The sequence below is a fragment of the Modestobacter sp. SSW1-42 genome, from assembly GCF_046635825.1.
Classification (GTDB): domain Bacteria; phylum Actinomycetota; class Actinomycetes; order Mycobacteriales; family Geodermatophilaceae; genus Modestobacter.
On sequence record NZ_JBISCA010000003.1, the window covers coordinates 1 to 26,583 of the forward strand.

Below are 26,583 nucleotides of genomic sequence, written 5' to 3' on the forward strand. Positions count from 1 at the left end.
GTCAACCGGGTAAGGCCCCCGCCCAGACCAGCGGGTTGATAGGCCGGAGGTGGAAGCGGCGCAAGTCGTGGAGCTGACCGGTACTAATAGGCCGAGGGCTTGACCATCACAACACCCAGCCTTTTGAGATGTCTCGCGTCCACTGTGTGGTTCTGAACGTACGGAACCCACCCCACGTCCACCCCCACGCTTGCGTGGGTGGTGAGTGCGCGGGGTGGGCCCGACAAGTTCACAGCGTTACGGCGGTCATGGCGAAAGGGAAACGCCCGGTCTCATTCCGAACCCGGAAGCTAAGCCTTTCAGCGCCGATGGTACTGCCCCGGGGACGGGGTGGGAGAGTAGGACGCCGCCGGACACAACTCAACGAAACGGGGGTCGGAGCTCATTGCTCCGGCTCCCGTTTCGTGCGTTTGTCCGCTCTCGTCGACAGGCCAGGCTCCCCGCAGCGCGGTGAGGAGCTGGTTGCGATGCCGTTCAGGTGCCCCCGCTGGGCGTGCGCCGTTCATCAGTGAGGTACGCAGACACCATGACTTCTCCGCGACGGGGGCCGGCAGGCTCCGATCGAGGCCGAGGCGACAACGGCGGCGGCGGTGGCGCACCGCGTCAAGGCGGCGCCGGCCGGCCCGCACGTCCGGCCGGTCACCGAGGCAGCCGACCGACCGGGTACGGCGCAGGCGCTGGTGGCTCCTCGGGATCGTCACGTGACGATGCCTATCGCGCTCGGGGCGGTGCAGCCGGCGGTGAGTGGGGTGCCCGTCCTTCCGGTGGACGGCCGCAGCGGGGTCGTCCCCAGGCTGACGGCGCCCCCCGCGGTGATGCGCAGGCGCGCGGTCCCCGGGCCGACGGGCCGGCTCGCGGTGGCCGCCCCTCCGGTGACCGCCCCTCGTGGCAGGACCGGCGCCCCGGTGGGGACCGTCCCAGCGGTGGCGGCCGGCCCTCGGGTGGCGGGCGTCCGTCCGGCGACCGTGGCGGCGCCGGGCGGCCGAACGGTGACCGCACTGGTGGCGGCCGCCCCTCCGGTGACCGCCCGTCGTGGCAGGACCGTCGTCCCGGTGGCGACCGCCCCACGAGCGGTGGCCGCCCCTCCGGTGACCGCCCGTCGTGGCAGGACCGTCGTCCCGGTGGCGACCGCCCCACGAGCGGTGGCCGCCCCTCCGGTGACCGCCCCTCGTGGCAGGACCGCGCGCCCCGTGGCGACCGACCGCAGGGCGGTGGCCGGCCTGCTGCTGGTGGCCGTCCGCAGGGTGACCGCCCGTCGTGGCAGGACCGCCGCCCGGGTGGAGACCGTCCGACCGGTGGTGGCCGTCCGCAGGGTGACCGCCCGTCGTGGCAAGACCGCGCACCGCGAGGTGGCCGTCCGCAGGGTGACCGCCCGTCGTGGCAGGACCGTCGTCCGGGGCAGGACAGCCGCCCCGGTCAGGACCGTTCCGGCGGAGGGCGCCCCTCGGGGGACCGTCCCGCGTGGCAGGACCGTCGTCCTGGTGGGGACCGGCCTGCCGGTGGCCGCCCGTCAGGTGACCGGCCGGCGTGGCAGGACCGCCGTCCCGGTGGGGACCGTCCGTCCTCGGGTGGGCGTCCCTCGGGTGAAGGGCCGGCGTGGCAGGACCGTCGCCCCGGTGGCGACCGACCGGCCGGTGGGGACCGACCGGCCTGGCAGGACCGTCGTCCGGGTGGGGACCGGCCCGCAGCGCAGGAGCGCCGTCCGGGTGGGGACCGCCCGTCCTCGGGTGGGCGTTCCTCGGGTGACCTGCCGGCGTGGCAGGACCGCCGTCCCGAGCGCCGCTCGGACGCCGGGGACGAGCAGGGTGGCAGCCGCCCCTCCGGTCCGCCGATCCCGGAGTGGGCCGACCCCCGTGAGCTGGACCCTGCGGTGCGCTCGGCGCTGCGTGGGCTGGACGCCCGCAACGCCGAGGTGGTGGCCAAGCACCTCGCCGCAGCGGGCGGCCTGGTCGACGACGAGCCCGAGCTCGCCCTGCAGCACGCCCGGGCTGCGCGCGATCGTGCCTCCCGCATCGGCCCGGTCCGCGAGGCCGTGGGCGTCGCCGCCTACCTCGCCGGTGACTTCGCCGAGGCGGCCCGCGAGCTGCGCGCCTACGCGCGGATGAGCGGCGACCAGAGCTACCGGGCGGTCCTCGCCGACTGCGAGCGCGCGCTCGGCCGCCCGGAGAACGCGCTGCGGCTCGTGGCGGAGGCCTTCGACGGGCAGCCGGACGACGAGGAGCTCGTCGAGCTGCAGCTGGTCGAGGCCGGTGCGCGGCAGGACCTGGGTGAGCTGCCCGCCGCCGCGCTCATCCTCGAGGCTGCGCTCGGTGGCCGGCCCACCCCGGCCGGTCTCGGCCGCCCCGGCCTGGGCCAGCTCCGGCTCGCCACCGCCTACGCCGACCTGCTCGCCGCGCGCGGTGAGGAGGAGCTGGCCATGGAGTGGTACGGCGCCATCGCTGCCGCCGACCCCGATGACCTCACCGGCGTCTCCGAGTACTTCATCGAGGACGACGACGAGCTGGAGGACGACGCGCTCGCCTCCGACGACGAGTTCGACGACGAGGACGACACCGAGGGCGAGGCACTGGTGGGGGCCGACGCCGACGGGTCCTCGGTCGAGGAGCCCACCGGTGCCCCGGCCACGGTCTTCGACGAGGACGAGGACGAGGACGACGTCGACGAGGACGCGCTCGACGACGTCGCCGATGACGACATCGAGGCCGAGGTCGCCGAGCTGCTGGGCGAGGTGCCCCCGCCGCCCGTGGAGCGGGACCACAGCCGGCTCTTCCAGCAGGCGACGGAGCAGCACCCCCCGACGGACTGACCCGCTCCGTCCACACCGGCCGGCGCCGTCCACAGACCGCGGACGGCGCTGGCCGGTGGGGGTGGCCGGCGGCGAGGCTCGTCCCATGAGCCTGACCGTCATCGACCGCAACGACGTCGTCCTCCGCGGACGGCTGAGCGCGCCCCCGGAGCTCCGCCCGATGCCCAGCGGGGACACCCTGCTGCTCTTCAAGCTCGTGGTGCGCCGGGACAGCCCGCGCCCGCGCGGGCCCAAGACCGATGTCATCACCTGCGTCAGCTACCTGCCGGCGCTCCAGCGGTACGCCGCGGCCTGGACCGCCGAGGACGTCGTCGAGGTCGAGGGCTCGCTGCAACGCCGGTTCTGGCGCACCCCCACCGGCACCGCCGTGGCCTACGAGGTCAACTGCCGCCGCGGCCGCAAGGTCAGCCGCGCCGGTCAGCGGACGTCGTCGCAGCCCGCCTGACCGGTCAGTCCTCGTGCGGTCGCAGCACCAGGCCCGTGCGGGGCTTGGGCACGAACAGCGTCGACTTGCGGGGCATGCGGGCACCGGCCCGGGCGACCGCCGCGACGTCCGACGGCGACGGCGAGCGCAGCAGCAGCGCCACACCGGCGCGCTCCTGGGCCGACCGCAGCGCCTCGGCGACGTCGTGAGCGATGAGCACCGAGGCCGGGTCGTCGGGCAGGCGCCACAGCCGGGACAGCACCGCGGCGTGGGCCAGGACGACGTCGAGGCCGCGCCAGGCCGCCGGCGCCTCCGCGGGCACGGCGGCGAGCATCTCCGGCGACGGGGACGACAGTTCGGCGACGCGCACCCCGTCGGTGACCAGGAACGCGGGCCCGCCGGGCTGCGCGGCCCAGCCGTCGACCCCCCGCCGGAGGTCGCCGTCGGCGGGGGAGAGGTCCCGCACCTGGAAGCCCGCCGCAGCCGCGGCCAGGGCGGCGTCGAGGCCCAGGTCGGGCACGACCCGGTGGATCGCCTGCAGCCGCAGACCGCCGGCGCCCATCGGGGTGAGCAGCGCCAGCACGCTGCCGTGCCCCCCGACGGCCTGCTGGTGGTCGCGGGCTGCGGCGAAACGGTGGTGCCCGTCGGCGATCACGGCCCGGGTGGCGGCCAGCGCCCTCGGCAGCCGGTCGAGCACCGCGGGGTCGGTCACCCGCCACAGCCGGTGCACGACGCCGTCGAGATCGGCGACCTCGAGGGTCGGCGGGGTCCCGGCCGCGACCTCGCGGGTCAGCGCGGCGACCTCGGCATCCGGGTCGTGCGCCAGCACGATGGGCTCCAGGTCGGTGTGCGTGGCGGCCAGCAGGGCCGTGCGCCCGGCGACGGCGGGGGCGAACGTGTCCTCGTGCGGGAGCACCGCCGTCGAGCCCGCCGGCGGCACGGTGACCGCCCCCAGCCACCCCGTCGTCGGCGCGCTGCCCGGTGCGCTCATCTCGTACCGCCAGAGCGCCGGGGCCTCGTCGCGCACGAGCACCCCCGCGTCCAGCCACGCGCCCAGGGTCCGGGCCGCGACCGTGGCCGAGGCGCGGTCCCGGCCGGCGCGGGTGCCCTCGGGGGCTCCGGCCGGGTCGACGTGCGGCAGGATCAGGCGGACGATGTTGTGCGGATCGGCCGCGGCCAGACGCTCGCGGCCCGCCGCGGTCACCAGGTCGTAGGCCGGCGAGCTCACCCGCGCCAGGTGTCCGGCAGCGTGGTCGCGGTACAGCAGGGCACGGAACGGCCGGACGTCGAGGCCCGCTTCGTCAGGAGGCGGGGCATCCGCCGACGTCGAGGGCACGTACTCGATCGTAGGAGCGCGTCGGCACCCGCCCCGCGGCGGCGTCGGCCGCGGCGGCACCCGCCGCCGGCGCGCCAGGGAGGAGCGGCGTTGGTCGACCCAGGACAGCCCGACGGCGGGGTCTACGAGTGGTACCAGCGGGGTCTGCAGCTGCTGGGCGACCGCAATCCGGCCGCGGCCGCCACCCTGCTCGAGCGGGCCGTCACCGCCGAGCCCACCTCCCGGAGTGCGCGCGAGGCGCTGGCCCGGGCACAGTACGACGCCGGCCGCTACCGCGACGCCATCGACAGCTTCACCCACCTCATCGCCGCCAACCCCACCGACGACTACGCCCAGTTCGGGCTCGGCCTGGCCGCCAGCCGGGCCGGCGAGCTGGAACTGGCCGCCGAGCACCTCGCCCTGGCCGTGGCCATGCGCCCCGACCTCGACCACTACGCCCGCGCGCTGCGCGGGGTCCGGGCCCGCCGCGGCCTGGCGGAGGAGCTCCCATGACCTGCACCCACCCGTCCACCGTCACCCCGGGGGTCCGGCGGTGACCGGCGACCGGCCGCCGCTCGCGGCCGGCAGCGCCGCGCCGCCCGCCACCACCCACGACGTGGCGTTGCTCGACCTCGACGGCGTCGTCTACGTCGGCCCGGCCGCCGTGCCCGGTGTGCCCGCGGCGCTCGCCGACGCCCGCACCACCGGCATGCGGCTGGGGTTCGTCACCAACAACGCCGCGCGCACGCCCGAGCAGGTCGCCACCCACCTCACCGAGCTCGGTGTCCCGGCGCAGCCCGCCGACGTCATCACCAGCTCCCAGGCGGCGGCGTCCGTGGTGGCCGACCTCGTCGGCCCGGGCGGGCGGGTGCTGGCGGTCGGGGGGCCCGGGGTCACTGCGGCACTGACCGCCGCCGGGCTGACCGTCGTCGAGCGCGCCGAGGAGTCCCCGGCCGCCGTCGTCCAGGGGTACGGGCCGGCGGTGAGCTGGGCGCAGCTGGCCGAGGCGGTCGTTGCCGTCCGGGGCGGGGCACGACACGTGGCGACCAACACCGACGCGACCATCCCGTCGCCGCGCGGGGTGCTGCCGGGCAACGGTGCGCTGGTCGGTGTGGTCAGCGCGGTCACCGGTCAGCAGCCGCTGGTCACCGGCAAACCCGACCCGGCGATGCACGCCGAGTGCGTCCGGCGCACCCGTGCCGCCCGGCCGCTGGTCGTCGGCGACCGGCTCGACACCGACATCGAGGGGGCGCGGCGCGCCGGCGCCGACAGCCTGCTGGTGCTCACCGGTGTCGCCACGCCCGCCGACCTGCTGGCCGCCGGACCCGTCCACCGGCCCGACCTGCTCGCCCCCGACGCCGCCGGGCTGCTCACCGATCACCCCGCGGTCACCCCGGTCGAGGGCGGCTGGAGCTGCCGCGGATGGCTGGCCACCGAGGCCGACGGGGTCCTGACCCTGCGCGGCAGCGGGGCGGACGGCGGACCGGCCGACGGTCTGGACGGTCTGCGGGCCCTGGCCGTCGCGCACTGGGCGCTGCATCCAGACGCGGGGGAGCCGGCCACGGTGCGCAGCGGGGACGCCGCGGCCGCCGAGGCGCTGCGCGGCTGGCGGCTGGGCGCCGACTGACCGGCCGGGCGGGTCCGGCCCTCGGCCGGGCTCGTCGGGTCGGCCGGCGGCCGGGCGGGTCAGAGCAGCGAGCGCAGCCGCAGCATGTCGCGCAGACCGGCCTCGAGCTTCACCCGGCCGGTGGCCCAGGCGGGGGCGAAGGCCAGCTCACCGGAGGTCAGCGCGAGCAGGTCGTCGCTGCTCATGGTCAGCCGGATGTCGGCCTTGGGCACCGCGGGGGAGTCCGGCACCGCGGTCATGTCGTGCACCGACCCCAGGGCGAGCCGGCCGGCCACCACCTGGCCGAGGTCGGTCAGCCGGCAGGACACCGTGCGGTCGAGGTCGCGGGCGCCCTCGGCTGCGGCCAGCTTCCCGACGAAGCCGTCCAGGGCGGTCATGCACTGCTCCAGCGTGGCCACGTGCGGTGTTCCTCCTCGAGCAGGGGACCGGGTCGGCCCGGCCGGAGGGTCCGGCGGTGCCGCCACGGCCGGGAGTCCGGCCGCATGGTCCGGGGCGGGACGCTACCGGCGCCGCCTGCACACCGCGGAGGTCGGGAGGTCGGCGGGGAGTTGTGTCCACCGTCCCGGTCGCCCACCGCCGCCCGTCGGTCCCGGCCGGTAACCTCGGGGCGCGCCGCCCCCGGCGGCCGTGCCCGCCCGACCGCGGTGGGCCGTCTGCGCAACGACGAGCAGAGGAGGACCGCGTGAGCCAGCCCGACCAGCGCCGCCCGGTCCCCGGCCCGGTCGCCGCAGTGCCCCAAGCCTCGGTGCCCCAGGCCTCGGTGCCCCAGGCCTCGGTGCCCCAGGCCTCGGTGCCCCAGGCCTCGGTGCCCCAGGCCTCGGTGCCCCAGGCCTCGGTGCCCCAGGCCTCGGTGCCCCAGGCCCCGGTGCCCCAGACCCCGGTGCCCACAGCCCCGGTGCCCACCGCCGCGCGCCCGGCCGCGGTCCCGGGTGCTCCCGCCGTCCCGGGTGCTCCCGCCGTGTCGGCCGGCGCCTCGGCGTTCGCCGGGCTGGCGCAGCGGCCGGTGTCCGAGCACGTCGCGGTGTTCGAGGCCGAGCACGACCGGCTGCAGCGCGAGCTGGCCACCATCGACCAGCTCTGATGGCCCGCCGCAGTCGGCTCGACGCCGAACTCGTCCGCCGCGGACTGGCCCGCTCCCGCGAGCACGCCGTCACCCTGATCGCCGAGGGCCGGGTCACCGTGGGCGGGCAGGCCGCGACCAAGCCCGCCACCGGCGTGGAGGCCGGCGCCCCCGTCGTCGTCCGGACCGACCCCGACCAGCCCAGCTGGGTGTCCCGGGGTGCGCACAAGCTGCTCGGCGCCCTGGAGGCCTTCCCGGTCGCGGTCGAGGGCCGGCGGGCGCTGGACGCCGGCGCGTCCACCGGCGGGTTCACCGAGGTGCTGCTCAGCCGCGGCGCCGGTGAGGTCGTCGCCGTCGACGTCGGCTACGGCGAGCTCGCCTGGTCGCTGCGCACCGACGAGCGGGTCGCGGTGCACGAGCGCACCAACGTCCGCGAGCTGACCCCCGACGCCATCGGCGGGCCGGTCGACCTGGTGGTCGCCGACCTGTCCTTCATCTCGCTGCGGTTGGTGCTGCCCGCCCTCACCGGCTGCGCGCGCCCGGACGCCGACCTCCTGCCCATGGTCAAGCCCCAGTTCGAGGTGGGGCGCGAGCGGATCGGCGCCGGCGGCGTCGTCCGCGACCTCGGGCACCGGGCCGACGCGGTGCTGACCGTGGCGCGCGCCGCCGCCGACCTCGGCTGGGGCACCGCCGGTGTCGTGGCCAGCCCGCTGCCGGGCCCCGCCGGCAACGTGGAGTTCTTCCTCTGGCTGCGCCGCGACGCACCGCCACCGGAGCAGGCCGACATCGACCGAGCAGTTCAGGAAGGACCACCGTGACCCAGAGCACCGTCGCTCCGGCCGGTCAGACCACCCGCCGCGTCCTGCTGGCCGTGCACACCGGACGGGCCGACATCGTCGACCTCGCCCGGTCCGCCGCGGCCCGGCTGACCCGGGCGGGCATCGTCGTCCGGCTGCTGGAGGACGAGGCCGAGGACCTGGACGTCGCCGGTGCGGAGGTCTGCCCGTTCGGGCCCGGCGCGGCCCAGGACGTCGAGCTGGTGCTGGTCCTCGGCGGTGACGGCACCTTCCTGCGCGCCGCGGAGATGGCCCACGGCAGCGATGCCGCCATCACCGGGGTCAACCTGGGCCGGGTCGGCTTCCTCGCCGAGACCGAGCCCGACGGCGTCGACGAGATGATCGGCGCCGTCGAGCGCCGCGAGTACCAGGTGGAGGAGCGACTCACCCTCGACGCCGCCGTGTTCGACGCCGACGGCCGGCAGGTCGGCGACACCTGGGCGATGAACGAGGTCTCGATCGAGAAGGTCGAGCGCACCCGGGTGCTCGACGTCGTCCTGGAGGTCGACGGCCGCCCGCTGACCAGCTTCGGCTGCGACGGCATCCTCTGCGCCACCCCCACCGGCTCCACCGCCTACGCGTTCTCCGCCGGCGGTCCGGTCGTGTGGCCCGACGTCGACGCCCTGCTCGTGGTGCCCACCAACGCCCACGCCCTCTTCGCCCGGCCGCTGGTCGCCTCGCCGTCCTCGGTGCTCACCGTCGCCGTCCCGGCCGACGGCAACCGGGCCCGGGTGTCGGCCGACAGCCGCCGCGTCGTCGACGTGCCCGACGGCGGCCGGGTCGAGGTCCGCCGGTCCGCCCGTCCCGTGCGCATCGCCCGGGTCAACCCGACCACCTTCAGCGACAAGCTGGTGGCCAAGTTCGGGCTGCCGGTGCGCGGCTTCCGCGACGCCCGCTCGCACGGCCCCGGCCACGAGGCCCCGGTCTTCACCCACAACGTGCTCACCCGCGGCATCGCCACCGCCGGCACCCCTGCCGACGGCGATGCCCCGACCCAGGAGGCAGACGGTGGCCACCCGCACCGCACGGCCTGAGCGGACCCCGGCCCGGACGGCGCCGGCCCCGGCCGCCCCACTCACCGACCGTGCGCCCCGCAACGGGGCCCTGTCCGAGCTGCACCTGCACGGGCTCGGCTCGATCGACGACGTCACCCTGGAGCTGGGCCCGGGCCTGACCGTGGTCACCGGGGAGACCGGCGCCGGCAAGACCATGGTGGTCACCGGCCTGACCCTGCTCTTCGGTGGACGCGCCGACCAGGGCCGGGTCCGCGCCGGGGTGCGGGCCGGGGTCGAGGGGCGGTTGGTGCTGCCCAGCGACTCGCCGGTGTGGGCGCGCGCGGCCGAGGCCGGTGCCGAGCCCGACGAGGACGGCAGCCTCATCCTGGCCCGCACGTTCAGCGCCGAGGGCAGGTCGCGCGCCCACCTGGGCGGGCGCAGCGTCCCGGTCGGCGTGGTGTCCGAGCTGGCCGAGCAGCTGGTGGCCGTGCACGGGCAGACCGACCAGCTACGGCTGACCCGGCCGGCCGAGCAGCGCCGCGCACTCGACCGCTACGCCGGAGCCGCCCACCTGGCCCTGCTCGAGCAGCACCGCACCGCGTACGCCGCGTGGCGGGCGCTGGCCGAGGACCTCGACCACCGCCGCAGCCAGGCCCGGGAGCTGGCCCAGACCGCCGACGTCCTGCGGCACGGCCTGGAGGAGATCGCCGCGGTGGCGCCCGAGGAGGGCGAGGACGACGCGCTGGACGCCCAGGCCCGCCGGCTCGGCGACGCCGACGCGCTGCGGTCGGCCGCCGACGCGGCCCGCTTCGCGCTGGTCGGCGACGTCACCGGTGACCTGGGTGGCGGGGACGCCGAGGCCGACGCGTCCACCGCGCTCGCCGTCGCCGAGCGGGCGCTGGCCGGCTCCGACGACCCGGCGCTGGTCCTGCTGGCCCGCGACCTCGCCGACGCCGTCGCCGTGGTCAGCGACGTCGCCGTCCAGCTCGCCGGGTACGTGGCCGACCTGGACGCCGACCCCGCGCGGCTGGCCGAGGTGCTCGACCGCCGGGCGGCGATCACCGCGCTGGTGCGCAAGTACGCCGACCCCGGCGAGGGGCTGGCCGGGGTGCTGGCGTGGGCGGCGGACGCGGAGTCCCGGCTCTCGCAGCTCGACGTCTCCGACGAGGCGCTCGAGGCCCTGCAGGTCCAGCGGGACGCCGCCCGGGCCGAGCTCGACGCCCTGTCGGTACAGGTCACCGCCGGCCGGCAGGCCGCGGCCGCCGGGTTCGCCGCCGAGGTAGGCGCCGAGCTCGCCGGGCTCGCGATGAAGAACGCGCAGGTGTCCTTCCAGATCGACAGCGACCCCGAGCACCCCGGCCCCGAGGGGGTCGACGAGGTGGTGCTGCTGATGTCGCCGCACCCCGGCGCGCCGACCCGCCCGGTGCACAAGGGCGCCTCCGGCGGTGAGCTCTCCCGGGTGATGCTGGCCATCGAGGTGGTCTTCGCCGGCGCCGACCCGGTGCCGGTCATGGTCTTCGACGAGGTGGACGCCGGGGTCGGTGGCTCCGCGGCCGGGGAGATCGGCCGGCGGCTGGCCCGGCTGGCCGCCGAGCACCAGGTCGTGGTGGTCACCCACCTGGCGCAGGTCGCCGCCTTCGCCGACACCCACCTGGTGGTCGACAAGTCCCCGGACACCGCGCAGGGCGTGACCGCCACCGACATCCGGGCCGTGCGCGGGGAGGACCGGGTGCGCGAGCTGGCCCGGATGCTCTCCGGCCTGGCCGACAGCGACACCGGGCAGGCGCACGCCCGCGAGCTGCTCGCCGTCGCCGCCGAGCGCCCGTAGCCCGCCCCCCGGGGACCCGGTGCCGGCCGGGTCGAGCCGGGGTCGAGCCGGGGACGGCCGGGCCGAACCTCATAGGCACGCGGTTCGACCCAGCGGAGCGGCTTGGCCGCAGGTCCGGCGAGCCCGCCGGTCGTGGTGCTGCGGGGGGGGGGGCGTCGGCCGACCCCTCGCCCGGCCCACACGCCGAGTTCGCGAGGCGAGCGGCGAGGGGTCTCCCGCTAGCGGCGCTTGGCGTAGCCGGCGAGGCCGAACTGCAGCAGCGCGAGCCCGCGCTGGCCACGGGTGCGCAGCTCGGACACCAGCGCCGGCCCGGACGCCCCGGCGAGCACCCGGTCGCGGGCCAGCTCCAGCAGCGAGGAGTACAGCCCCAGTACCGCGTTGGCCGCCAGCCACGGCTCGAGCTCGCCCGGGGCCGCCCTCGTCTCCAGGGTGATCTGCTCGGCCAGCGCGTCGGTCAGCGCGCCGATGATCTCCCGCTCCCGCCCCTGCAGGGTGCGGCTGCCGCGGATGACCCGGGTCATCTCGGCCATGCCCTCGGCAGCGGCGGGGGAGCCCAGCTGGCTCACCGCGGCGACGACGAAGCCACCGGCGGCCGCGGCGACGGACTCCCCGGCCGGGCGGCGGCGGACGGCGTCGAGCAGCGCGGCGCGCATCGGCGGGTCGGTCTCGAAGACCAGCCCCTCCTTGACCGGGAAGTGGTTGAAGACCGTCTTCTCCACAACCCCGGCGCGCTGGGCGATCTCGCTGACGCTGACCGCGTCGAAGCCGCGCTCGACGAACAGCTCGGCCGCCGCGTCGACGATGGCCTCGCGGGTGCGCTGACGGCGCTGCTCGCGCAGGTTCGGGCCGCGCCGCTCCCGGCGTCGGGCCCGGCGTCCGGGTCCTGGGGCGTCGGCGGGCGCGGCGTCCGAGGGCAGGGCGTCGGCGGACGCGGGGTCGACGTCCACGCCCACGTCGGCCGGGTCGGTCGGGGCAGCGACGTCGTCCGGCTGCGGGGCCGTGGTGTTCGGCTCGACGGCCTGCTCTGCGACGCCCGCGGGGTCGGGGACCGGCGGGCGGGAGCGCAGCTCGACCACCGCCGCGGCGGTCCCGGTGGCCTCCGTGGGCGCCGGGGCGGGCGGCGCCGCGCCGTCCGGTGCCTCGGCAGGGCCCTCGAACTCGACAGTCGCTGTACTCCGGCGCGCGGAAGCCCCTGCAGTCACACGAGTCACGCTAGTGACGGGACGGTCCGGTCCCGCGGACGCCGCGCGGACCCAGATCACGGGCGTGTCGCGGTCCTGCCGGTGTCGTCACCGTGTGTGGTCGATCCGTTGCTGGATGCGCGCCGGAATCATGCTCCGCGGCGCCCGTGGGAGCATCCCGACATGCGCATCGGCACCCTGCGGCGCGGACGAGTGCCCGACCCGGCGCCGGGCGTGACCGGTCCGGCGCGCCTGGACCGACGGACGAAGAACCTCACCAAGCGCCTGCGCCCCGGCGACATCGCGGTCATCGACCACGTCGACGTCGACCGGGTGGCCGCCGACGCCCTGGTCACCTGCCAGGTCGCCGCCGTCGTCAACGCCGCGCCCAGCACCTCCGGTCGCTACCCGAACCTGGGCCCCGGCGTCCTGGTCGACGCGGGCATCCCGCTGATCGACGGCGTGGGCAAGGAGGTCTTCACCCGCGTCAAGGAGGGGACCCGGCTGCGGGTCGAGGGCGACCAGGTGTTCGCCGGCGACGCGCTGGTGGCCCAGGGCGTCGAGCAGACCCCCGAGCGGGTCGCCGAGGCGATGGTCGAGGCGCGCGCCGGGCTATCGGCGCAGCTGGAGGCCTTCGCGGCCAACACCATGGAGTACATGAAGCGCGAGCGCGCGCTGCTCCTGGACGGCGTGGGGGTGCCCGACGTCACCACCCGGATCGACGGCCGGCACGTGCTGGTGGTCGTGCGCGGCTACGACTACCGCGAGGACCTGCAGGCGCTGCGGCCCTACATCCGTGACTACCGGCCGGTGCTCATCGGTGTCGACGGCGGGGCCGACGCGCTCAAGGAGGCCGGCTACCAGCCGGACATGATCATCGGCGACATGGACTCGGTGAGCGACGCGGTGCTGCGCTGCGGGGCCGAGGTGGTCGTGCACGCCTACCCCGACGGGCGGGCGCCGGGGCTGCAGCGGGTCACCGACCTCGGCGTCCCGGCCATCACCTTCCCGGCCGCGGCCACCAGCGAGGACATCGCCATGCTGCTGGCCGACGACAAGGGCGCCTCGCTCATCGTCGCGGTCGGCACGCACGCCACGCTGGTGGAGTTCCTGGACAAGGGCCGCGGCGGGATGGCCTCGACGTTCCTCACCCGGCTGCGGCTGGGCGGCAAGCTCGTCGACGCCAAGGGCGTGAGCCGGCTCTACCGCAGCCGTATCTCCACCCTCGCGCTGGTGTTCCTGGTGGTGGCCGCGCTGCTGTCGATCACCGCCGCCCTCGCCGTGTCCACCGCCGGCCGGGTCTACTTCGACCTGCTGATCGACCAATGGGACAGCTTCGTGTTCTGGCTGGAGAACCTCTTCACGTGATCGACTTCCGCTACCACCTGGTCTCGCTGATCGCGGTCTTCCTGGCCGTGGCGCTCGGGATCGTCATCGGCACCACCCAGCTCAACGGGCCGGTGCTGACGAACCTGCAGGGCCAGGTCAGCGCGCTCCAGACGGACAAGCGGGCGCTGGAGGACCAGAACCGGGAGCTGCAGGCCGAGCTGGACGACGTCGGCAGCTTCGACGAGGCGGTCGGCCCGGCGCTGGTCGAGGGCACCCTGGCCGAGCGCAGCGTCGTGCTGGTGGTCGGCTCCGACGACGTCGCCCCCGACGTGCTGGAGGGGCTGACCGCCCTGCTGGGCAGCGCGGGCGCCACCGTCACCGGCACCATCCGGCTCACCCCGGGCTACGGCGACCCGGCCAACGACGCCGCCGTGGAGGCCTACGTCACCGGCCCCGCCCGGCCGGCCGGCCTGGCCCCGGCCGCGGGCACCGACCCGGCGGTCCTCACCGCCGCCCTGCTGGCCGAGGTGCTGATGGTGCCCCCGGCCGACGCCGGCACCGCCGGTCCGGTCCCGCCGGCGGCCACCTCCTCGGTGCTGGCCGGGCTCGAGGAGCTCGGCGTGCTCAGCCGGGACACCTCCTCGGTCAGCCCGGCCGACTACGCCGTGCTGCTCACCGCCGGGGTGCTCACCGACGAGACCGCGCTGCCCCGCACCACCGCCCTCACCGAGCTGGTCACCGCCCTGGACCGGCGCGGCTCCGGCGCCGTCGCCGCCGGTGACCAGACCGCCACCGAGGACGGCGGCCTGATCGCGGCGCTGCGCGCGGACAGCTCCGTCACCGCGGTGGTCTCCACCGTCGACAACGTGGGCGTGCCGGCGGGGCGGATCAGCACCGTGCTGGCGCTGGCCGCCGAGAGCCGGGGCACCACGGGTGCCTACGGGACCGGCGAGGACACCCAGCCCGTCCCGCCGGCGTCGTGACCGGCTCCCGTCGCCTGCGCGCTGCCGCGGCCGGGCTGCTGGCCGCCCGGGCCGGGCTGGCGGTGGCCGGCCGGGTCCCGGCCGCGCGCTGGCAGCGCACCAACTTCGCGGGCCGGCCGGTGACCCTGCTCGGGGGCCCGGTGCTGGCCGCCGCGGCCACCGGCAGCGCGGTGCTCGGCGGCCCACCCGGGCAGCGGGCGGCCGCCGCCGTGGTCGGCACGGTCGCCGGGCTCGTGGGCGGCTACGACGACCTGGCCGGCGCCCGCCCGGAGCAGGTCCGGGACAAGGGGCTGGCCGGCCACCTGGCCGCGCTGCGCGCCGGCCGGGTCTCCGCGGGCGTGGTCAAGGTCGTCGGGATCGGTGCGGCGGCCTCGGTGGCCGCGGTCCTCACCCGGCGCGGCAGCGCTGCCGACGCCGTCCTCACCGTCGGGCTGGTCGCCGGGACGGCGAACCTGGTCAACCTGCTGGACCTGCGCCCGGGCCGGGCCGGCAAGGCCGCCGTCCTGCTGGCCGGCGCCACCCTCGGCGGGCCCGCCGGCGGGCTGGCCGCGGGACCGCTGGGCGCCACCGCCGGGGTGCTGCCGGCCGACCTCGGCGAGCGGGTCATGCTCGGCGACTGCGGGGCCAACGCGCTGGGCGCACTGCTCGGGCTGCGGCTGGCGGCCCTGCCCGGGCGGGCGAGCCGGGCCGGCCTGCTCACGGTCGTCACCGCGCTCACCCTGGCCAGCGAGCGGGTCAGCTTCACCCGGGTCATCGAGGCGACCCCCGTCCTGCGCGAGCTCGACCAGCTCGGCCGCCGCCCCGCGTGACCACCTCTCCCCGGCGGGCCCTGCTGCAGGGGGCGGCCGGCGCGGCACTGCTGATCTCGGTGCTCACCGTGCTGGCCCGGCTGGCCGGCTTCGGCCGCACCGTGGTGTTCACCAACACCGTCGGCGCCGGCAGCACCGGCGACACCTACCTGGCCGCCAACACCGTCCCCAACGTCGTCTTCGAGGTCGTCGCCGGCGGTGCGCTGGCCGGCCTGGTGGTGCCGATGCTGGCCGGCGGGATCGCCGCCGGCGACCGGGAGCAGGTGCGGCGCACCGCCTCGGCGCTGCTGGGCTGGACGCTGCTGCTGCTCGTCCCGCTCGCGGCCGCCGTGGCGTTGCTGGCCCGGCCGATCGCGAGCGGGCTGCTGGGCACCGGCGACGCCGCGCAGGTCGACCTGGCGGCCCGGCTGCTGCTGGTCTTCGCCCCGCAGGTCGTGCTCTACGGCATCGGGATCGTGCTCACCGGCGTCCTGCAGGCCCACCGCCGCTTCGCCGGACCGGCGCTGGCCCCGCTGCTGTCCTCGGTCGTCGTCGCCGGCGCCTACCTGCTGTTCGCCGCGATCGGCGGCGGCCGGGACGTCGCCGGGCTCGGCACCGCCGCCGAGCTGGTGCTGGGCGTCGGGACGACGCTGGGCGTGGTCGCGCTGAGCCTGTCGCTGCTCGGCCCGCTGCGCGGACTGCGGCTGGGCCTGCGCCCGGCGCTGCGGTTCCCGGTGGGCGTGGCGCCCAGGGTGCGCCGGCTGGCGCTGGCCGGGGTGGTCACCCTGGCCGGGCAGCAGCTGGTCACCGTGGTGATGATCCGGCTGGCCAACGCCGGTGCCCCCGACGGCACGCAGGTGGTCGTGGTGGCCGCGATGACGCTGTTCCTGCTGCCGTGGGCGGCGCTGGCGGTCCCGCTGGCCACCTCGGTCTACCCGGCGCTCAGCGAGCGGGCCGCGGCCGGCGACGAGGCCGGGTACCGGCGGGCGCTGGCCCCGGCCACGGTGCTCACCGTGGTCAGCGCCGCGGTCGCCGCGGCCGGGCTGGTCGCGGTCGCCGGGCCGGTCGCCCGGGTGTTCCTCGCCTCGGCCGCCGACGCGGCCGCCGCGCCGGCGCTGCGGGACGCCGTCGTCGCCTTCGCCCCCGGGCTGGTGGGCTACGCGCTGGTGGCGCTGCTGTCCCGGGCGCTCTACGCCCGCGGGCTGTGGCGGGCCCCGGCGGTCTGCGTCACGGCCGGCTGGCTGGTCGCCGCGGTCGCCCAGCTCGTGCTCGCCGGCCTGCTGCCGGCCGCGGACCGCGCACTGGCCCTGGGCGCCGGGCACAGCATCGGGGTGACCGTGGCCGGGGCCGCGCTGCTGGCCGTCGTCGTCCGGGTCGCCGGGCCGGGCGCGCTCACCGGCGTGCTGCGCACCGGGCTGCCCGCCGTGGGAGCCGCGGTGCTCGCCGCCGCCGCCGGCCTGCTGACCGCCGCCGCCCTGGGGGCCGATCCGGTGCCCGGGGGCGGGGTCGGAGCCGCGGTCGGCACCGGGGTCGTCAGTGGGGGAGTCGTCCTGGCCGTCGCGGGCGCGGTGCTGCTGGCCACCGCCCGCCGGCCGCTGGCCGCAGCACTGCGCGGCCTGCGCGCACCGGAGGGGGAGACCCGTGGCTGAGCTGACCGGCGCGACGGTGACCGAGGTGCTGGCCACCAGCACCGGCGGCGTCGGCACCCACCTGCGGTCGGTGCTGCCCACGCTGGCCGCCGCGGGTGCGGACGTGCGGGTGTGCGGCCCGCGCGCCACCGAGGAGCTGTTCGGCTTCACCGCCACCGGCGCGGGGTTCGCCGAGGTCGGGATCTCCGCCGGGCTGGCGCCGGCCGCCGACCTGCGCGCGGTGCGGGCGCTGCGGCGGGCCACCGCGGGCAGCGACCTGGTGCACGCCCACGGGCTGCGCGCCGGGGGAGTCGCCGCGCTCGCCGGTCGCCGTCCGCTCGTGCTGACGCTGCACAACGCCGCGCCACCCGGGGGCGGGCTGCGGCGCCGGGTCCTCGACGCCGCCGAGCGGGCCACGGTCCGCGCGGCCGACGTCGTCCTGGCCGCCTCGGCCGACCTCGCCGCCAACGCCCGCCGGCTGGGCGCCCGCGACGTCCGGGTGGCCCCGGTGTCGGCGCCGCCGCTGCCGCCGCCGGGCCGCTCGCGGGGCGAGGTGCGGGCGGAGCTCGGCCTGGCCGGCGACCGGCCGCTGGTGCTCGCCGTGGGCCGGCTGCACCCGCAGAAGGGCTACGACGTGCTGCTGGACGCCCTGGTCCGCGGCGTGGACGGCGACCCGCTGGTGGCCGTCGCCGGCGACGGGCCGCTGCACGACGCGCTCGCCGCCCGGGTCACCGCCGGAGCGCTGCCGGTGACCCTGCTGGGACGCCGCACCGACGTCGCCGACCTGCTCGCCGCCGCCGACGTCGTCGTCCTGCCCTCGGTGTGGGAGGCCCGGTCGCTCACCGCCCAGGAGGCGCTGCGGGCCGGCGTCCCGCTCGTGGCGACCGCCGTGGGCGGCATCCCCGAGCTGGTCGGGGACGCCGCGGTGCTGGTGCCGGCCGGCGACGCGACGGCGCTGGCCGGTGCGCTGGGCGGGCTGCTCGCCGACCCCGGACGGCGGGCCGCGCTGGCCGCCGCCGGACAGCGCCAGGCCGCGGGCTGGCCCGACGAGACGGCCACCGCGGCGGGGCTGGTCGCCGTCTACCGGGAGCTGCTCGCCCGGCGCTGAGGACGACGGCGCCGGCCGTGTTAGCGTGGGCGTCCGTGGGTCGACTGGAAGAACACAGCAACCGCGCTCTCCCCAACTCGCAGCCGACGAAGTTCGTCTTCGTCACCGGCGGCGTCGTGTCGTCCCTGGGCAAGGGGCTGACCGCGAGCTCGCTGGGGGCGCTGCTCTCCAGCAGGGGACTGCGGGTCACCATGCAGAAGCTGGACCCGTACCTGAACGTGGACCCGGGCACGATGAACCCGTTCCAGCACGGCGAGGTCTTCGTGACCGAGGACGGCGCCGAGACCGACCTGGACATCGGCCACTACGAGCGGTTCCTCGACACCGACCTCACCGGCCGGGCCAACGTGACCACCGGCCAGGTCTACTCCGACGTGATCGCCCGCGAGCGGCGCGGTGAGTACCTCGGCGACACCGTGCAGGTCATCCCGCACATCACCAACGAGATCAAGGCCCGCATCCTGGCCGGCGCCGACTCCGCCGAGCGCGTCGACGTGGTCATCACCGAGATCGGCGGCACGGTCGGCGACATCGAGTCGCTGCCGTTCCTGGAGGCCGCCCGCCAGGTGCGCCACGAGATCGGCCGGGACAACTGCTTCTTCCTGCACATCTCGCTGATCCCCTACATCGCGCCCTCCGGTGAGCTCAAGACCAAGCCCACCCAGCACTCGGTGGCCGCGCTGCGCAGCATCGGCATCCAGCCCGACGCGATCGTCTGCCGCTCCGACCGGCCGATCAGCGAGGGCCTCAAGCGCAAGATCAGCCTGATGTGCGACACCGACGCCGAGGGCGTGGTGTCCTGCCCCGACGCCCCCTCGATCTACGACATCCCCAAGGTGCTGCACCGCGAGGGCCTGGACGCCTACGTCGTCCGCCGGCTGGGGCTGCCCTTCCGGGACGTCGACTGGACGGTGTGGGGCGACCTGCTCGACCGGGTGCACGACCCGAAGCAGACCGTGACCGTCGCGCTGGTCGGCAAGTACATCGACCTGCCCGACGCCTACCTGTCGGTGACCGAGGCGCTGCGGGCCGGCGGGTTCGCCCACCGCTCGCGGGTGCAGATCCGCTGGGTCCCCTCCGACGACTGCCAGACCCCCGAGGGCGCGGCCGCGGCGCTGGCCGGCGTCGACGGCGTGTGCATCCCCGGCGGGTTCGGCGTCCGCGGCATCGAGGGCAAGCTCGGCGCCATCCAGCACGCCCGGGTCAACGGCATCCCGACCCTGGGCCTGTGCCTGGGCCTGCAGTGCATGGTCATCGAGACCGCGCGCAACCTGGCCGGCATCCCCGGGGCCAACTCCACCGAGTTCGACCCGGAGACCCCCGACCCGGTCATCTCCACCATGGCCACCCAGCTCGACGTCGTCGCCGGGCGCGGCGACATGGGCGGCACGATGCGCCTGGGCAGCTACCCCGCGGCCCTGGCCAAGGGCTCGGTCGTGGCCGCGGCCTACGGGGCCACCGAGATCACCGAGCGGCACCGGCACCGCTACGAGGTCGCCAACGCCTACCGCGACCGGCTCACCGAGGCCGGCCTGGTCTTCTCCGGCACCTCGCCCGACGGCACGCTGGTCGAGTTCGCCGAGTTGCCCGCCGACGTCCACCCGTTCTTCGTCGGCACCCAGGCGCACCCGGAGCTCAAGAGCCGCCCGACCCGGCCGCACCCGCTGTTCGCCGCCTTCGTCGCCGCGGCGGCGAGCTACCAGGACGCCGCCCGGCTGCCGGTGCCCGCCGAGGAGCCGGTCGGCATCTGATGGCCCACGACTACGAGGTGCTCGGCACCGAGCAGGTCTACGACGGGCACGTCGTCTCGCTGCGGCTGGACACCGTGGCCATGCCCGGTGGGGGGACGAGCGTGCGTGAGGTCGTCCACCACGGCGGGGCCGTCGGCATCGTGGCGGTGGACGACGAGGACCGGGTGGTGATGCTGCGCCAGTACCGGCACCCGATCGGCGAGCACCTGTGGGAGGTGCCGGCCGGCCTGCTCGACGTCGACGGCGAGGCTCCCGTGGACGCCGCCCGCCGGGAGCTCGCCGAGGAGGTGCAGTTGTCGGCGGAGCGCTGGTCGCTGCTGACCACCCACCACCCCTCGCCGGGCTTCTGCGACGAGAAGGTGCTGCTGTACCTGGCCGAGGGGCTGTCGCCGGTCGACCGGCCCGCGGGCTTCGTCGTCGAGCACGAGGAGCTGGACATGACCGTCCGGCGGGTGCCGCTGACCGAGGCCGTGCAGTGGGTGTTCGACGGCACGATCCGCAACTCCCTCGCCGCGATCGGGGTGCTGGCCGCCGCCCAGGTGCGCGCCGGCGCCCCGATGCTGCGCCCGCTCGACGCGGTCTGAGTCCGTTCGGGCCGCTCGCCGACGGAGGCTGAGCCGCCTGACCTGACGTGTAGCCGCGCCACGGCACGGCTCCACGTCAGGTGGACCGGCTCGACCCGCGTCTCGGCCGACGGGTCGGGCGTGGCCCCACCCGCTGGGGGCAGGTCCCGTCGCGTGCGCGCGCGGTTCAACGCGCGCGGGTGGCCCCGCTGCCGGCGTCCGGCAGGTGCAGGCCGAGGCGCTGCAGTTCCAGGCCGGCCAGGGCGCGGACGGCGGCCGGGTCGCCGGCCCGCCAGCCGGCGCCGGTACCGGCGGGGAGGGCGGCCAGCCGGGGCAGCGGCGCGGTGGCCAGGGCCCGGGCGGCGAGCAGCTCCAGGTCGGGCACCCCCTGCGCGAGCAGCGTGTCGGTGGCCCGGGCCTCGCGCAGCCAGCCCAGCCGCCAGGGCAGCCAGCGCAGCAGCAGCCAGCCCACCGGCAGCACCACCAGGACGACGGCGAGCACCGTGGCCAGCGTGGAGACGGCGTCCTGCGCCCCCTGCCCGGCACCGGTCACCGACTGCCCGGCCTGCCCCAGTGCGTCGAAGGGCGTGGCCAGCTCGTCACCGACCACCGGGACGCCGTCGGCGGCACCGGCCGCGCTGCCCATGGTGTCCGAGATCGACCGGCCCAGGTCGGACAGCGCCCGGCCCGGTTCGGCCAGCACCAGCACGGCGCCGTGCACCACGCGCGCGACCACCACCCACAGCACCAGCCAGGCCACCAGCCCCAGGTCGGCGGCCAGCTGTCGGGCGCGGCGGTCGGGTCGGTCGGCGTACAGGCGCATCTGGCGGGCTCCCAGGGGTGAGCGGGTGGGTCCCCGGCATGGTGCGTCACGACGGGCGGGACGGCGATCCGGGTGCGCAAGAACGGTCGGGCGCTGCGGCGGCCGCGCGCGACAGACTGCTGGCGTGCCCGAGGACACCCCGACCGCCGGACGTGACCGGCTCCGCGAGCTGCTGGACGCCGTCCTGGACGAGGACAACGCCACCCTGACCGAGATGGCCGGCGACGCGTTCGCCTCCCCGTGGCACTTCGCCCGGCAGGTGAGCCGGGGTGCGGGGGAGGCGCCGGTCGCGCTGCGCCGCCGGGTGGTGCTCGAGCGCGCGGCCTGGCAGCTGGGTCAGGGCCGCAGCGTCACCGACGTTGCGTTCGCCGCCGGTTACGAGTCGGTCGAGGGGTTCAGCCGCGCGTTCACCCGGGCGTACGGCCGCACGCCGGGGCAGGCCGGGACGGCGCCGGCGCGCGACGCGCACTGGCTGCCGGCGCCCAACGGCATCCACTTCCACCCGCCGACCTCGCTGTGGGTCGCCGGCCGGCCGGGGCAGGGCGGAGGTGACGAGGTGACCGCGCTCCTGGTCCACCACGACCTCGAGGACACCCGCGCCCTGCTGGACACCGCGACGGGGCTGCCCGACGAGGAGTACCGGCGGGTGCGCGCCCCCGCCCTGCAGGTGCTGGCGTGGGACGGTCCCGAGGAGTCGCTGGCCGGGGTGCTGGAGCACCACGTGTGGTCCACCGAGGTGTGGCTGGCGGCCGTCGAGGGCGCCGACCACCCGGCCCGCGGCCGCGACGACCCGGCGTCCCTGCTGGCCCGGCACCAGGAGGCCGCACCCCGCTGGCTGGCGTTCGTCCGGGACGTCTCCCGCCGCGGCGCCTGGGGCGACCGGCTGGTCGACGCCCTCTGCGACCCGCCGGAGTCGTTCGTGCTCGGCAGCGTCGTCGCCCACGTGCTCACCTACGGCGCCCACCGCCGGCAGCTGGCCCGGCACTGGCTCCGTGCCGCCGGCGTCCCCGTGGACGCCGGCGACCCGATCGACTGGCTGAGGAGGAGGACCTCGTGACCCGCACCGTCTACTACACCGCCACGTCCCTGGACGGCTTCATCGCCACCGCCGACCACTCGCTGGACTGGCTGCTCAGCCGGGAGAACGACCCGGCCGGGCCGCTGGGCTACGACGGCTTCATCGCCGGCGTGGGCGCGGTGGCCATGGGGGCCACGACCTACCGGTGGGTGCGGGAGAACGACCCGGGCTGGGTGCCCGAGCGGCCCACCTGGGTGTTCACCCACCGCGAGCTCGACCTCCTCCCGGGCGCGGACCTGCGGGCCACCGCCGAGGACGTCGCGGTCGTGCACGCCGCGATGGTCGAGGCGGCCGGCGACCGGGACGTCTACGTCGTCGGCGGCGGCGACCTGGCCGGGCAGTTCGCCGACCGTGGCCTGCTCGACGAGGTCGTGGTCGCGATCGCCCCGGTCACCCTCGGCGCCGGCGCCCCGCTGCTGCCGCGCCGGGTCGAGCTGGCGGTGCAGGAGGTCGGCCGCAACGGCGAGTTCGTCGCCGTCCGGTACGCCGTCGTGCGGGGCTGAGCCGGCTCGGTCGACGGTGTCCACGGCCGGGGTGATCGGACGACGTCCTGGCCACCTGCCGCGAGCACGACGCCCGCGACCGGCCGGGGAGTGCTCCCTGACACACCCGGGACACCCAGCGTGCCTACACTCCGGCCGAGGCGGGCCCCGACCGGGCCGCCCGGACACGGTGGCGCCCCCGACACCCCGGTGGGCGCGGACCGGGACAGTGGAGAGCTGGCATGCGCGTCGGGGTCGCCCGAGAGGTCAAGAACCGTGAGTACCGGGTCGCGTTGACCCCCTCCGGGGTCACCGAGCTGGTCGCCGCGGGCCACGAGGTGCTGGTCGAGGCCGACGCCGGCGCCGGGTCGTCCATCCCGGACGCCGACTACACCGCCGCCGGGGCGGAGATCGCGCCGACCGCCGACGACGTGTGGGGCGCCGCCGACCTGCTGCTCAAGGTCAAGGAGCCGATCGCCGAGGAGTTCGGCCGGCTGCGCCCCGGGCAGACGCTCTTCACCTACCTGCACCTGGCCGCCTCCCGGGAGTGCACCGACGCGCTGCTGGCCTCGGGCACCACCGCGATCGCCTACGAGACCGTGCAGACCGACGGCGGCGCGCTGCCGCTGCTGGCCCCGATGTCCGAGGTCGCCGGCCGGATGGCCCCGCAGGTCGGCGCGCACACCCTCGAGCGTGCCTCCGGCGGCCGCGGCGTCCTGCTCGGCGGGGTGTCCGGGGTGCACGCGGCGAAGGTCGTCGTCCTGGGGGCGGGGGTGTCGGGGATGAACGCCGCCACCATCGCCCTGGGCATGCAGGCCCAGGTGACCGTGCTCGACCGCGACCTGGAGAAGCTGCGCGCCGCCGACCGGCTCTACCGCGGGCACCTGCAGACCGTGGCGTCCAACGCGCTGGAGGTCGAGCGGGCCGTGCTGGAGGCCGACCTGGTCATCGGCGCCGTGCTCGTGGCCGGGGCCAAGGCGCCGGTGCTGGTCACCGACGACCTGGTCGCCCGGATGAAGCCCGGCTCGGTGCTGGTCGACATCGCCGTGGACCAGGGCGGCTGCTTCGAGTCGACCCGGCCCACCACCCACGACGACCCGACGTTCGGCGTGCACGACTCGGTCTTCTACTGCGTGGCCAACATGCCCGGCGCGGTGCCGCACACCTCGACCTACGCGCTGACCAACGTGACGCTGCCCTACGTGTTGGCACTGGCGAACCAGGGGACGGCGGCCGCGCTGGCCGCCGACCCGGCGCTGGCCCGCGGCATCAACGTGGCCGCCGGCCGGCTGGTGCACGCCGGCGTGGCCGACGCGCACGCGCTGCCGTCGGTCCCGTGGCAGGAGGTGCTGTCCTGACAGGCGCCACCATGACCAGCACCACCGCGGCCGGGCCCGACGTCGCCCGCACCGTCACCCGCTACCTCGACCACCTCACCGTCGAGCGGGGGCTGGCGGCCAACACGATCAGCTCCTACCGCCGCGACCTGCGCCGGTACGCCGAGTTCCTCACCGCCGCCGGGGTGCGCGGGCTCGGCGAGGTGGGCGAGTCCGACGTCGCCGCGTTCCTGGTCGCGCTGCGCACCGGGGACGACGACCACCCGCCGCTGTCGGCCACCTCGGCCGCGCGCGCGGTGGTCGCCGTCCGCGGGCTGCACCGGTTCGCCCTGCTCGACGGGCTGATCGCCGACGACGTCGCCGCCGAGGTGAAGCCCCCGGCGCCGGCCCGGCGGCTGCCCAAGGCGATCCCGGTGGAGCAAGTCGAGGCGCTGCTGGAGGCCGCGGCCTCGGTCGAGGGCCCCCGCGGGCTGCGCGACCGGGCGCTGCTGGAGCTGCTGTACGGCACCGGCGCCCGCATCTCCGAGGCCGTGGGGCTCGCCGTCGACGACCTGTCGCTGACCGCGGACCCCAGCACCGCGGCGGTGCGGCTGGCCGGCAAGGGCGGCAAGGAGCGCGTCGTCCCGGTGGGCAGCTACGCCGTCCGGGCCGTGCAGGACTACCTGGTGCGCGCTCGCCCGGCGCTGGCGGAGAAGGCCCGCACGGGGGTGCGCGGGGGAGCGCTGTTCCTCAACGCCCGCGGCGGCGCGCTGTCCCGGCAGAGCGCCTGGACGATCCTGCGCGAGGCCGCCGAGCGGGCCGGGATCGACGCCGAGCTGTCGCCGCACACGCTGCGGCACTCCTTCGCCACCCACCTGCTCGACGGCGGGGCCGACGTCCGCGTCGTCCAGGAGCTGCTCGGCCACGCCTCGGTGACCACGACGCAGGTCTACACGCTGGTCACCGTCGAGCGGCTGCGCGAGGTCTACGCCACCAGCCACCCCCGCGCGCTGCGCTGAGCCGCCCCCTCCGGGGCAACTTGTCGACAAGTTGCCCGATTCGGGTCACGACCGCACCCGGCCCTGCCGATGAGGGGTGCAGGAGATCGGACCGGCGGCTTCCCCCCGCCGGGGACCGCGTCCTCCTCCCGTGACCGCCGGCCGGCGGCGCGGGCCGCACGGTCGAGGGAAGAGGCACACGCGATGTCGACACGAGCCGAGGCGGCGGCGTCCGCTGTCGGGCTCCCGTACGACGGGGGCCTGTCCGGCGGTGCCGAGATGGGAGCCCCGGCGAGCCGGGTCGACCCCGCCCGGGCCCGGCAGCGGAAGTTGCCCGAGCCCAAGCGCCTGACCTCGCACGGGCCCGCGCAGATCATCGCGATGTGCAACCAGAAGGGCGGGGTCGGCAAGACGACCTCGACGATCAACCTCGGTGCCGCGCTGGCCGAGCACGGCCGCAAGGTCCTGCTGGTCGACCTGGACCCGCAGGGTGCGCTGTCGGTCGGGCTCGGCATCCCCTCGCAGGGGCTGGACCGCACCATCTACAACGCGCTCATGGAGCCGGCCACCACCCTGGCCGACGTCCGGGTCGCCACCGGCATCCCCGGCCTGGACCTGGTGCCCAGCAACATCGACCTGTCCGCCGCCGAGGTGCAGCTGGTCAGCGAGGTCGCCCGTGAGCAGACCCTGCTGCGGGTGCTCGCGCCGATCCGAGCCGAGTACGACTACGTGCTCATCGACTGCCAGCCCTCCCTCGGGCTGCTGACGGTCAACGCGCTCACCGCCGCCCAGGGCGTGATCATCCCGCTGGAGTGCGAGTTCTTCTCCCTGCGCGGCGTCGCCCTGCTCGTCGACACGATCGACAAGGTCAAGGAGCGGCTCAACCCGGCGCTGGAGATCTCCGGGATCCTCGCCACCATGTACGACACGCGGACCGTGCACTGCCGCGAGGTGTTCAGCCGGGTCGTCGAGGCCTTCGGCGACACCGTGTTCCAGACCGTCATCTCCCGCACCGTGCGCTTCCCGGAGACCACCGTCGCCGGGCAGCCGATCACGCAGTGGGCCCCCACGTCCGGTGGCGCCGCCGCCTACCGCGACCTCGCCAAGGAGGTACTGGCCCTGTGACCCGCCGTCCCGTGCTCCCGGGTGCGTCCGAGCTGTTCCGCCGGACCGACACCCCGGCGACACCCCCGCCGGCCCCGGTCACCGAGCTGCCGACCCTGGCCGCCGCGGCGTCCTCCCCGGCGCTGCGCGGGTCGTCCTCGACCCCCCGCGAGGCCGACCCGGCCACCCCGCCGCTGACCCTCGTGCCCGACGTCGCCGGTGGTGCCCCGCGCATCGTCGTCGACGAGCTGGCCGCCCACCGCGCCGCGCTGCCGGCCGCCCCGGCCAAGCGGACCCGCGGTGCCGCGGACAAGAACCGCACCCGGCACGAGGAGAAGATCACCGTCTACTGCTCGGCCGACGAGCTGCTGGCCCTGGAGACCGCGCGGCTGACCCTGCGCGGGCAGCACGGCGTGGCCGCCGACCGCGGCCGGATCGTCCGCGAGGCGATCAACGTGCTGCTGGCCGACCTCGAGGTGCACGGCGAGGACTCCGTCCTCGTCCGCCGCCTGCGCAAATAGGGGACCCCGCTTCCCCCCATGCCACGCTCCGCGCGGCGC

The 26,583-nt window shown here is 76.7% G+C and carries 25 protein-coding genes and 2 rRNA genes; 23 read left to right on the top strand and 4 right to left on the bottom strand.

The window, feature by feature from the left end:
* The 4 genes from ACGBYP_RS10290 to ACGBYP_RS10305 all read left to right on the top strand — a co-directional run.
* Window positions 1-107: ribosomal RNA gene (locus tag ACGBYP_RS10290) — 23S ribosomal RNA — on the top strand; the annotation flags it as partial.
* A gap of 131 nt (window positions 108-238) precedes the next feature.
* A 5S ribosomal RNA gene (gene rrf / locus ACGBYP_RS10295) occupies window positions 239-355 on the top strand.
* A 1,515-nt stretch (window positions 356-1,870) separates the two neighbouring features.
* The gene (locus ACGBYP_RS10300; RefSeq protein WP_411583718.1) at window positions 1,871-2,806 is read left to right on the top strand and encodes a hypothetical protein; all 936 of its coding nucleotides are present in this window, start codon (window positions 1,871-1,873) and stop codon (window positions 2,804-2,806) included.
* Between the two features lie 85 nt (window positions 2,807-2,891).
* The gene (locus ACGBYP_RS10305) at window positions 2,892-3,251 is read left to right on the top strand and encodes a single-stranded DNA-binding protein (RefSeq protein ID WP_411583720.1); all 360 of its coding nucleotides are present in this window, start codon (window positions 2,892-2,894) and stop codon (window positions 3,249-3,251) included.
* Window positions 3,252-3,255: 4 nt separating this feature from the next.
* Here ACGBYP_RS10305 and ACGBYP_RS10310 read toward each other — a convergent pair whose 3' ends face one another.
* On the bottom strand, window positions 3,256-4,566 hold the full coding sequence (locus ACGBYP_RS10310) for a DUF1015 domain-containing protein (protein WP_411583722.1): 1,311 nt from the start codon (window positions 4,564-4,566) through the stop codon (window positions 3,256-3,258).
* 90 nt (window positions 4,567-4,656) lie between these two features.
* Between ACGBYP_RS10310 and ACGBYP_RS10315 the strand changes: the two genes are divergently transcribed.
* Together ACGBYP_RS10315 and ACGBYP_RS10320 are read left to right on the top strand one after the other, a co-directional pair.
* Window positions 4,657-5,058, top strand: coding sequence for a tetratricopeptide repeat protein (locus ACGBYP_RS10315; protein ID WP_411583724.1), 402 nt, complete (start codon window positions 4,657-4,659; stop codon window positions 5,056-5,058).
* A gap of 40 nt (window positions 5,059-5,098) precedes the next feature.
* Window positions 5,099-6,172, top strand: a complete 1,074-nt coding sequence (locus ACGBYP_RS10320) for an HAD-IIA family hydrolase (protein ID WP_411583726.1) — start codon at window positions 5,099-5,101, stop codon at window positions 6,170-6,172.
* A 59-nt stretch (window positions 6,173-6,231) separates the two neighbouring features.
* Here the strand turns inward: ACGBYP_RS10320 and ACGBYP_RS10325 are convergent, their stop codons facing one another.
* Window positions 6,232-6,549 carry a sterol-binding protein gene (locus tag ACGBYP_RS10325; RefSeq protein ID WP_411583728.1) on the bottom strand — a complete coding sequence of 106 codons (318 nt, stop codon included), beginning with the start codon at window positions 6,547-6,549 and terminating at the stop codon, window positions 6,232-6,234.
* Window positions 6,550-6,854: 305 nt separating this feature from the next.
* Here ACGBYP_RS10325 and ACGBYP_RS10330 point away from each other — a divergent pair, with 305 nt between their 5' ends.
* From ACGBYP_RS10330 to recN, 4 genes are read left to right on the top strand one after another with little or no spacing between them, the layout of a single operon-like run.
* Window positions 6,855-7,253, top strand: coding sequence for a hypothetical protein (locus tag ACGBYP_RS10330; RefSeq protein WP_411583729.1), 399 nt, complete (start codon window positions 6,855-6,857; stop codon window positions 7,251-7,253).
* Complete coding sequence (locus ACGBYP_RS10335) at window positions 7,253-8,050, top strand: TlyA family RNA methyltransferase (protein ID WP_411583731.1); 798 nt, start codon at window positions 7,253-7,255, stop codon at window positions 8,048-8,050. The genes ACGBYP_RS10330 and ACGBYP_RS10335 overlap by 1 nt, the downstream gene beginning before the upstream one ends.
* A complete protein-coding gene (locus ACGBYP_RS10340; protein ID WP_411583733.1) occupies window positions 8,047-9,102 on the top strand; it encodes an NAD kinase in 1,056 nt (351 codons plus the stop codon). The genes ACGBYP_RS10335 and ACGBYP_RS10340 overlap by 4 nt, the downstream gene beginning before the upstream one ends.
* On the top strand, window positions 9,077-10,891 hold the full coding sequence (recN, locus tag ACGBYP_RS10345; RefSeq protein ID WP_411583735.1) for a DNA repair protein RecN: 1,815 nt from the start codon (window positions 9,077-9,079) through the stop codon (window positions 10,889-10,891). Before ACGBYP_RS10340 ends, recN begins: the two co-directional genes overlap by 26 nt.
* 218 nt (window positions 10,892-11,109) lie before the next feature.
* Here the strand turns inward: recN and ACGBYP_RS10350 are convergent, their stop codons facing one another.
* Window positions 11,110-11,967, bottom strand: a complete 858-nt coding sequence (locus ACGBYP_RS10350) for a helix-turn-helix domain-containing protein (RefSeq protein WP_411583737.1) — start codon at window positions 11,965-11,967, stop codon at window positions 11,110-11,112.
* A gap of 288 nt (window positions 11,968-12,255) precedes the next feature.
* Between ACGBYP_RS10350 and steA the strand changes: the two genes are divergently transcribed.
* Genes steA through ACGBYP_RS10385 form a run of 7 tightly spaced genes read left to right on the top strand, consistent with a single transcriptional unit; the run spans window position 12,256 to window position 20,243 of the window.
* The gene (gene steA, locus ACGBYP_RS10355) at window positions 12,256-13,440 is read left to right on the top strand and encodes a putative cytokinetic ring protein SteA (protein ID WP_411583739.1); all 1,185 of its coding nucleotides are present in this window, start codon (window positions 12,256-12,258) and stop codon (window positions 13,438-13,440) included.
* Window positions 13,437-14,384 (top strand): copper transporter, encoded by a 948-nt coding sequence (locus ACGBYP_RS10360; protein ID WP_411583741.1) that lies wholly within the window; start codon window positions 13,437-13,439, stop codon window positions 14,382-14,384. The genes steA and ACGBYP_RS10360 overlap by 4 nt, the downstream gene beginning before the upstream one ends.
* Window positions 14,381-15,193, top strand: a complete 813-nt coding sequence (locus ACGBYP_RS10365) for a hypothetical protein (RefSeq protein ID WP_411583743.1) — start codon at window positions 14,381-14,383, stop codon at window positions 15,191-15,193. The genes ACGBYP_RS10360 and ACGBYP_RS10365 overlap by 4 nt, the downstream gene beginning before the upstream one ends.
* Window positions 15,190-16,821 (top strand): murein biosynthesis integral membrane protein MurJ, encoded by a 1,632-nt coding sequence (gene murJ / locus ACGBYP_RS10370; RefSeq protein WP_411583745.1) that lies wholly within the window; start codon window positions 15,190-15,192, stop codon window positions 16,819-16,821. Before ACGBYP_RS10365 ends, murJ begins: the two co-directional genes overlap by 4 nt.
* Window positions 16,814-17,908, top strand: a complete 1,095-nt coding sequence (locus tag ACGBYP_RS10375; protein ID WP_411583747.1) for a glycosyltransferase family 4 protein — start codon at window positions 16,814-16,816, stop codon at window positions 17,906-17,908. Before murJ ends, ACGBYP_RS10375 begins: the two co-directional genes overlap by 8 nt.
* 35 nt (window positions 17,909-17,943) lie before the next feature.
* Window positions 17,944-19,659: a CTP synthase gene (locus ACGBYP_RS10380; protein ID WP_411583749.1), complete on the top strand. Its 1,716-nt coding sequence runs from the start codon at window positions 17,944-17,946 to the stop codon at window positions 19,657-19,659.
* Window positions 19,659-20,243 (top strand): NUDIX domain-containing protein, encoded by a 585-nt coding sequence (locus ACGBYP_RS10385; protein ID WP_411583750.1) that lies wholly within the window; start codon window positions 19,659-19,661, stop codon window positions 20,241-20,243. Before ACGBYP_RS10380 ends, ACGBYP_RS10385 begins: the two co-directional genes overlap by 1 nt.
* Before the next feature lie 166 nt (window positions 20,244-20,409).
* Here the strand turns inward: ACGBYP_RS10385 and ACGBYP_RS10390 are convergent, their stop codons facing one another.
* The gene (locus ACGBYP_RS10390; RefSeq protein WP_411583752.1) at window positions 20,410-21,045 is read right to left on the bottom strand and encodes a hypothetical protein; all 636 of its coding nucleotides are present in this window, start codon (window positions 21,043-21,045) and stop codon (window positions 20,410-20,412) included.
* Window positions 21,046-21,169: 124 nt separating this feature from the next.
* Here ACGBYP_RS10390 and ACGBYP_RS10395 point away from each other — a divergent pair, with 124 nt between their 5' ends.
* The 6 genes from ACGBYP_RS10395 to ACGBYP_RS10420 all read left to right on the top strand — a co-directional run bounded on the left by ACGBYP_RS10395 (window position 21,170) and on the right by ACGBYP_RS10420 (window position 26,544).
* Window positions 21,170-22,102 carry a helix-turn-helix domain-containing protein gene (locus tag ACGBYP_RS10395; RefSeq protein ID WP_411583754.1) on the top strand — a complete coding sequence of 311 codons (933 nt, stop codon included), beginning with the start codon at window positions 21,170-21,172 and terminating at the stop codon, window positions 22,100-22,102.
* The gene (locus ACGBYP_RS10400) at window positions 22,099-22,626 is read left to right on the top strand and encodes a dihydrofolate reductase family protein (protein WP_411583756.1); all 528 of its coding nucleotides are present in this window, start codon (window positions 22,099-22,101) and stop codon (window positions 22,624-22,626) included. The genes ACGBYP_RS10395 and ACGBYP_RS10400 overlap by 4 nt, the downstream gene beginning before the upstream one ends.
* A gap of 221 nt (window positions 22,627-22,847) precedes the next feature.
* Window positions 22,848-23,963, top strand: coding sequence for an alanine dehydrogenase (gene ald, locus ACGBYP_RS10405; protein ID WP_411583758.1), 1,116 nt, complete (start codon window positions 22,848-22,850; stop codon window positions 23,961-23,963).
* Between the two features lie 11 nt (window positions 23,964-23,974).
* Window positions 23,975-24,940: a site-specific tyrosine recombinase XerD gene (gene xerD, locus ACGBYP_RS10410; protein WP_411583760.1), complete on the top strand. Its 966-nt coding sequence runs from the start codon at window positions 23,975-23,977 to the stop codon at window positions 24,938-24,940.
* Window positions 24,941-25,198: 258 nt separating this feature from the next.
* Complete coding sequence (locus tag ACGBYP_RS10415) at window positions 25,199-26,044, top strand: ParA family protein (RefSeq protein ID WP_411583762.1); 846 nt, start codon at window positions 25,199-25,201, stop codon at window positions 26,042-26,044.
* Window positions 26,041-26,544: a hypothetical protein gene (locus tag ACGBYP_RS10420; protein ID WP_411583764.1), complete on the top strand. Its 504-nt coding sequence runs from the start codon at window positions 26,041-26,043 to the stop codon at window positions 26,542-26,544. The genes ACGBYP_RS10415 and ACGBYP_RS10420 overlap by 4 nt, the downstream gene beginning before the upstream one ends.
* Window positions 26,545-26,583: the final 39 nt, after the last annotated feature.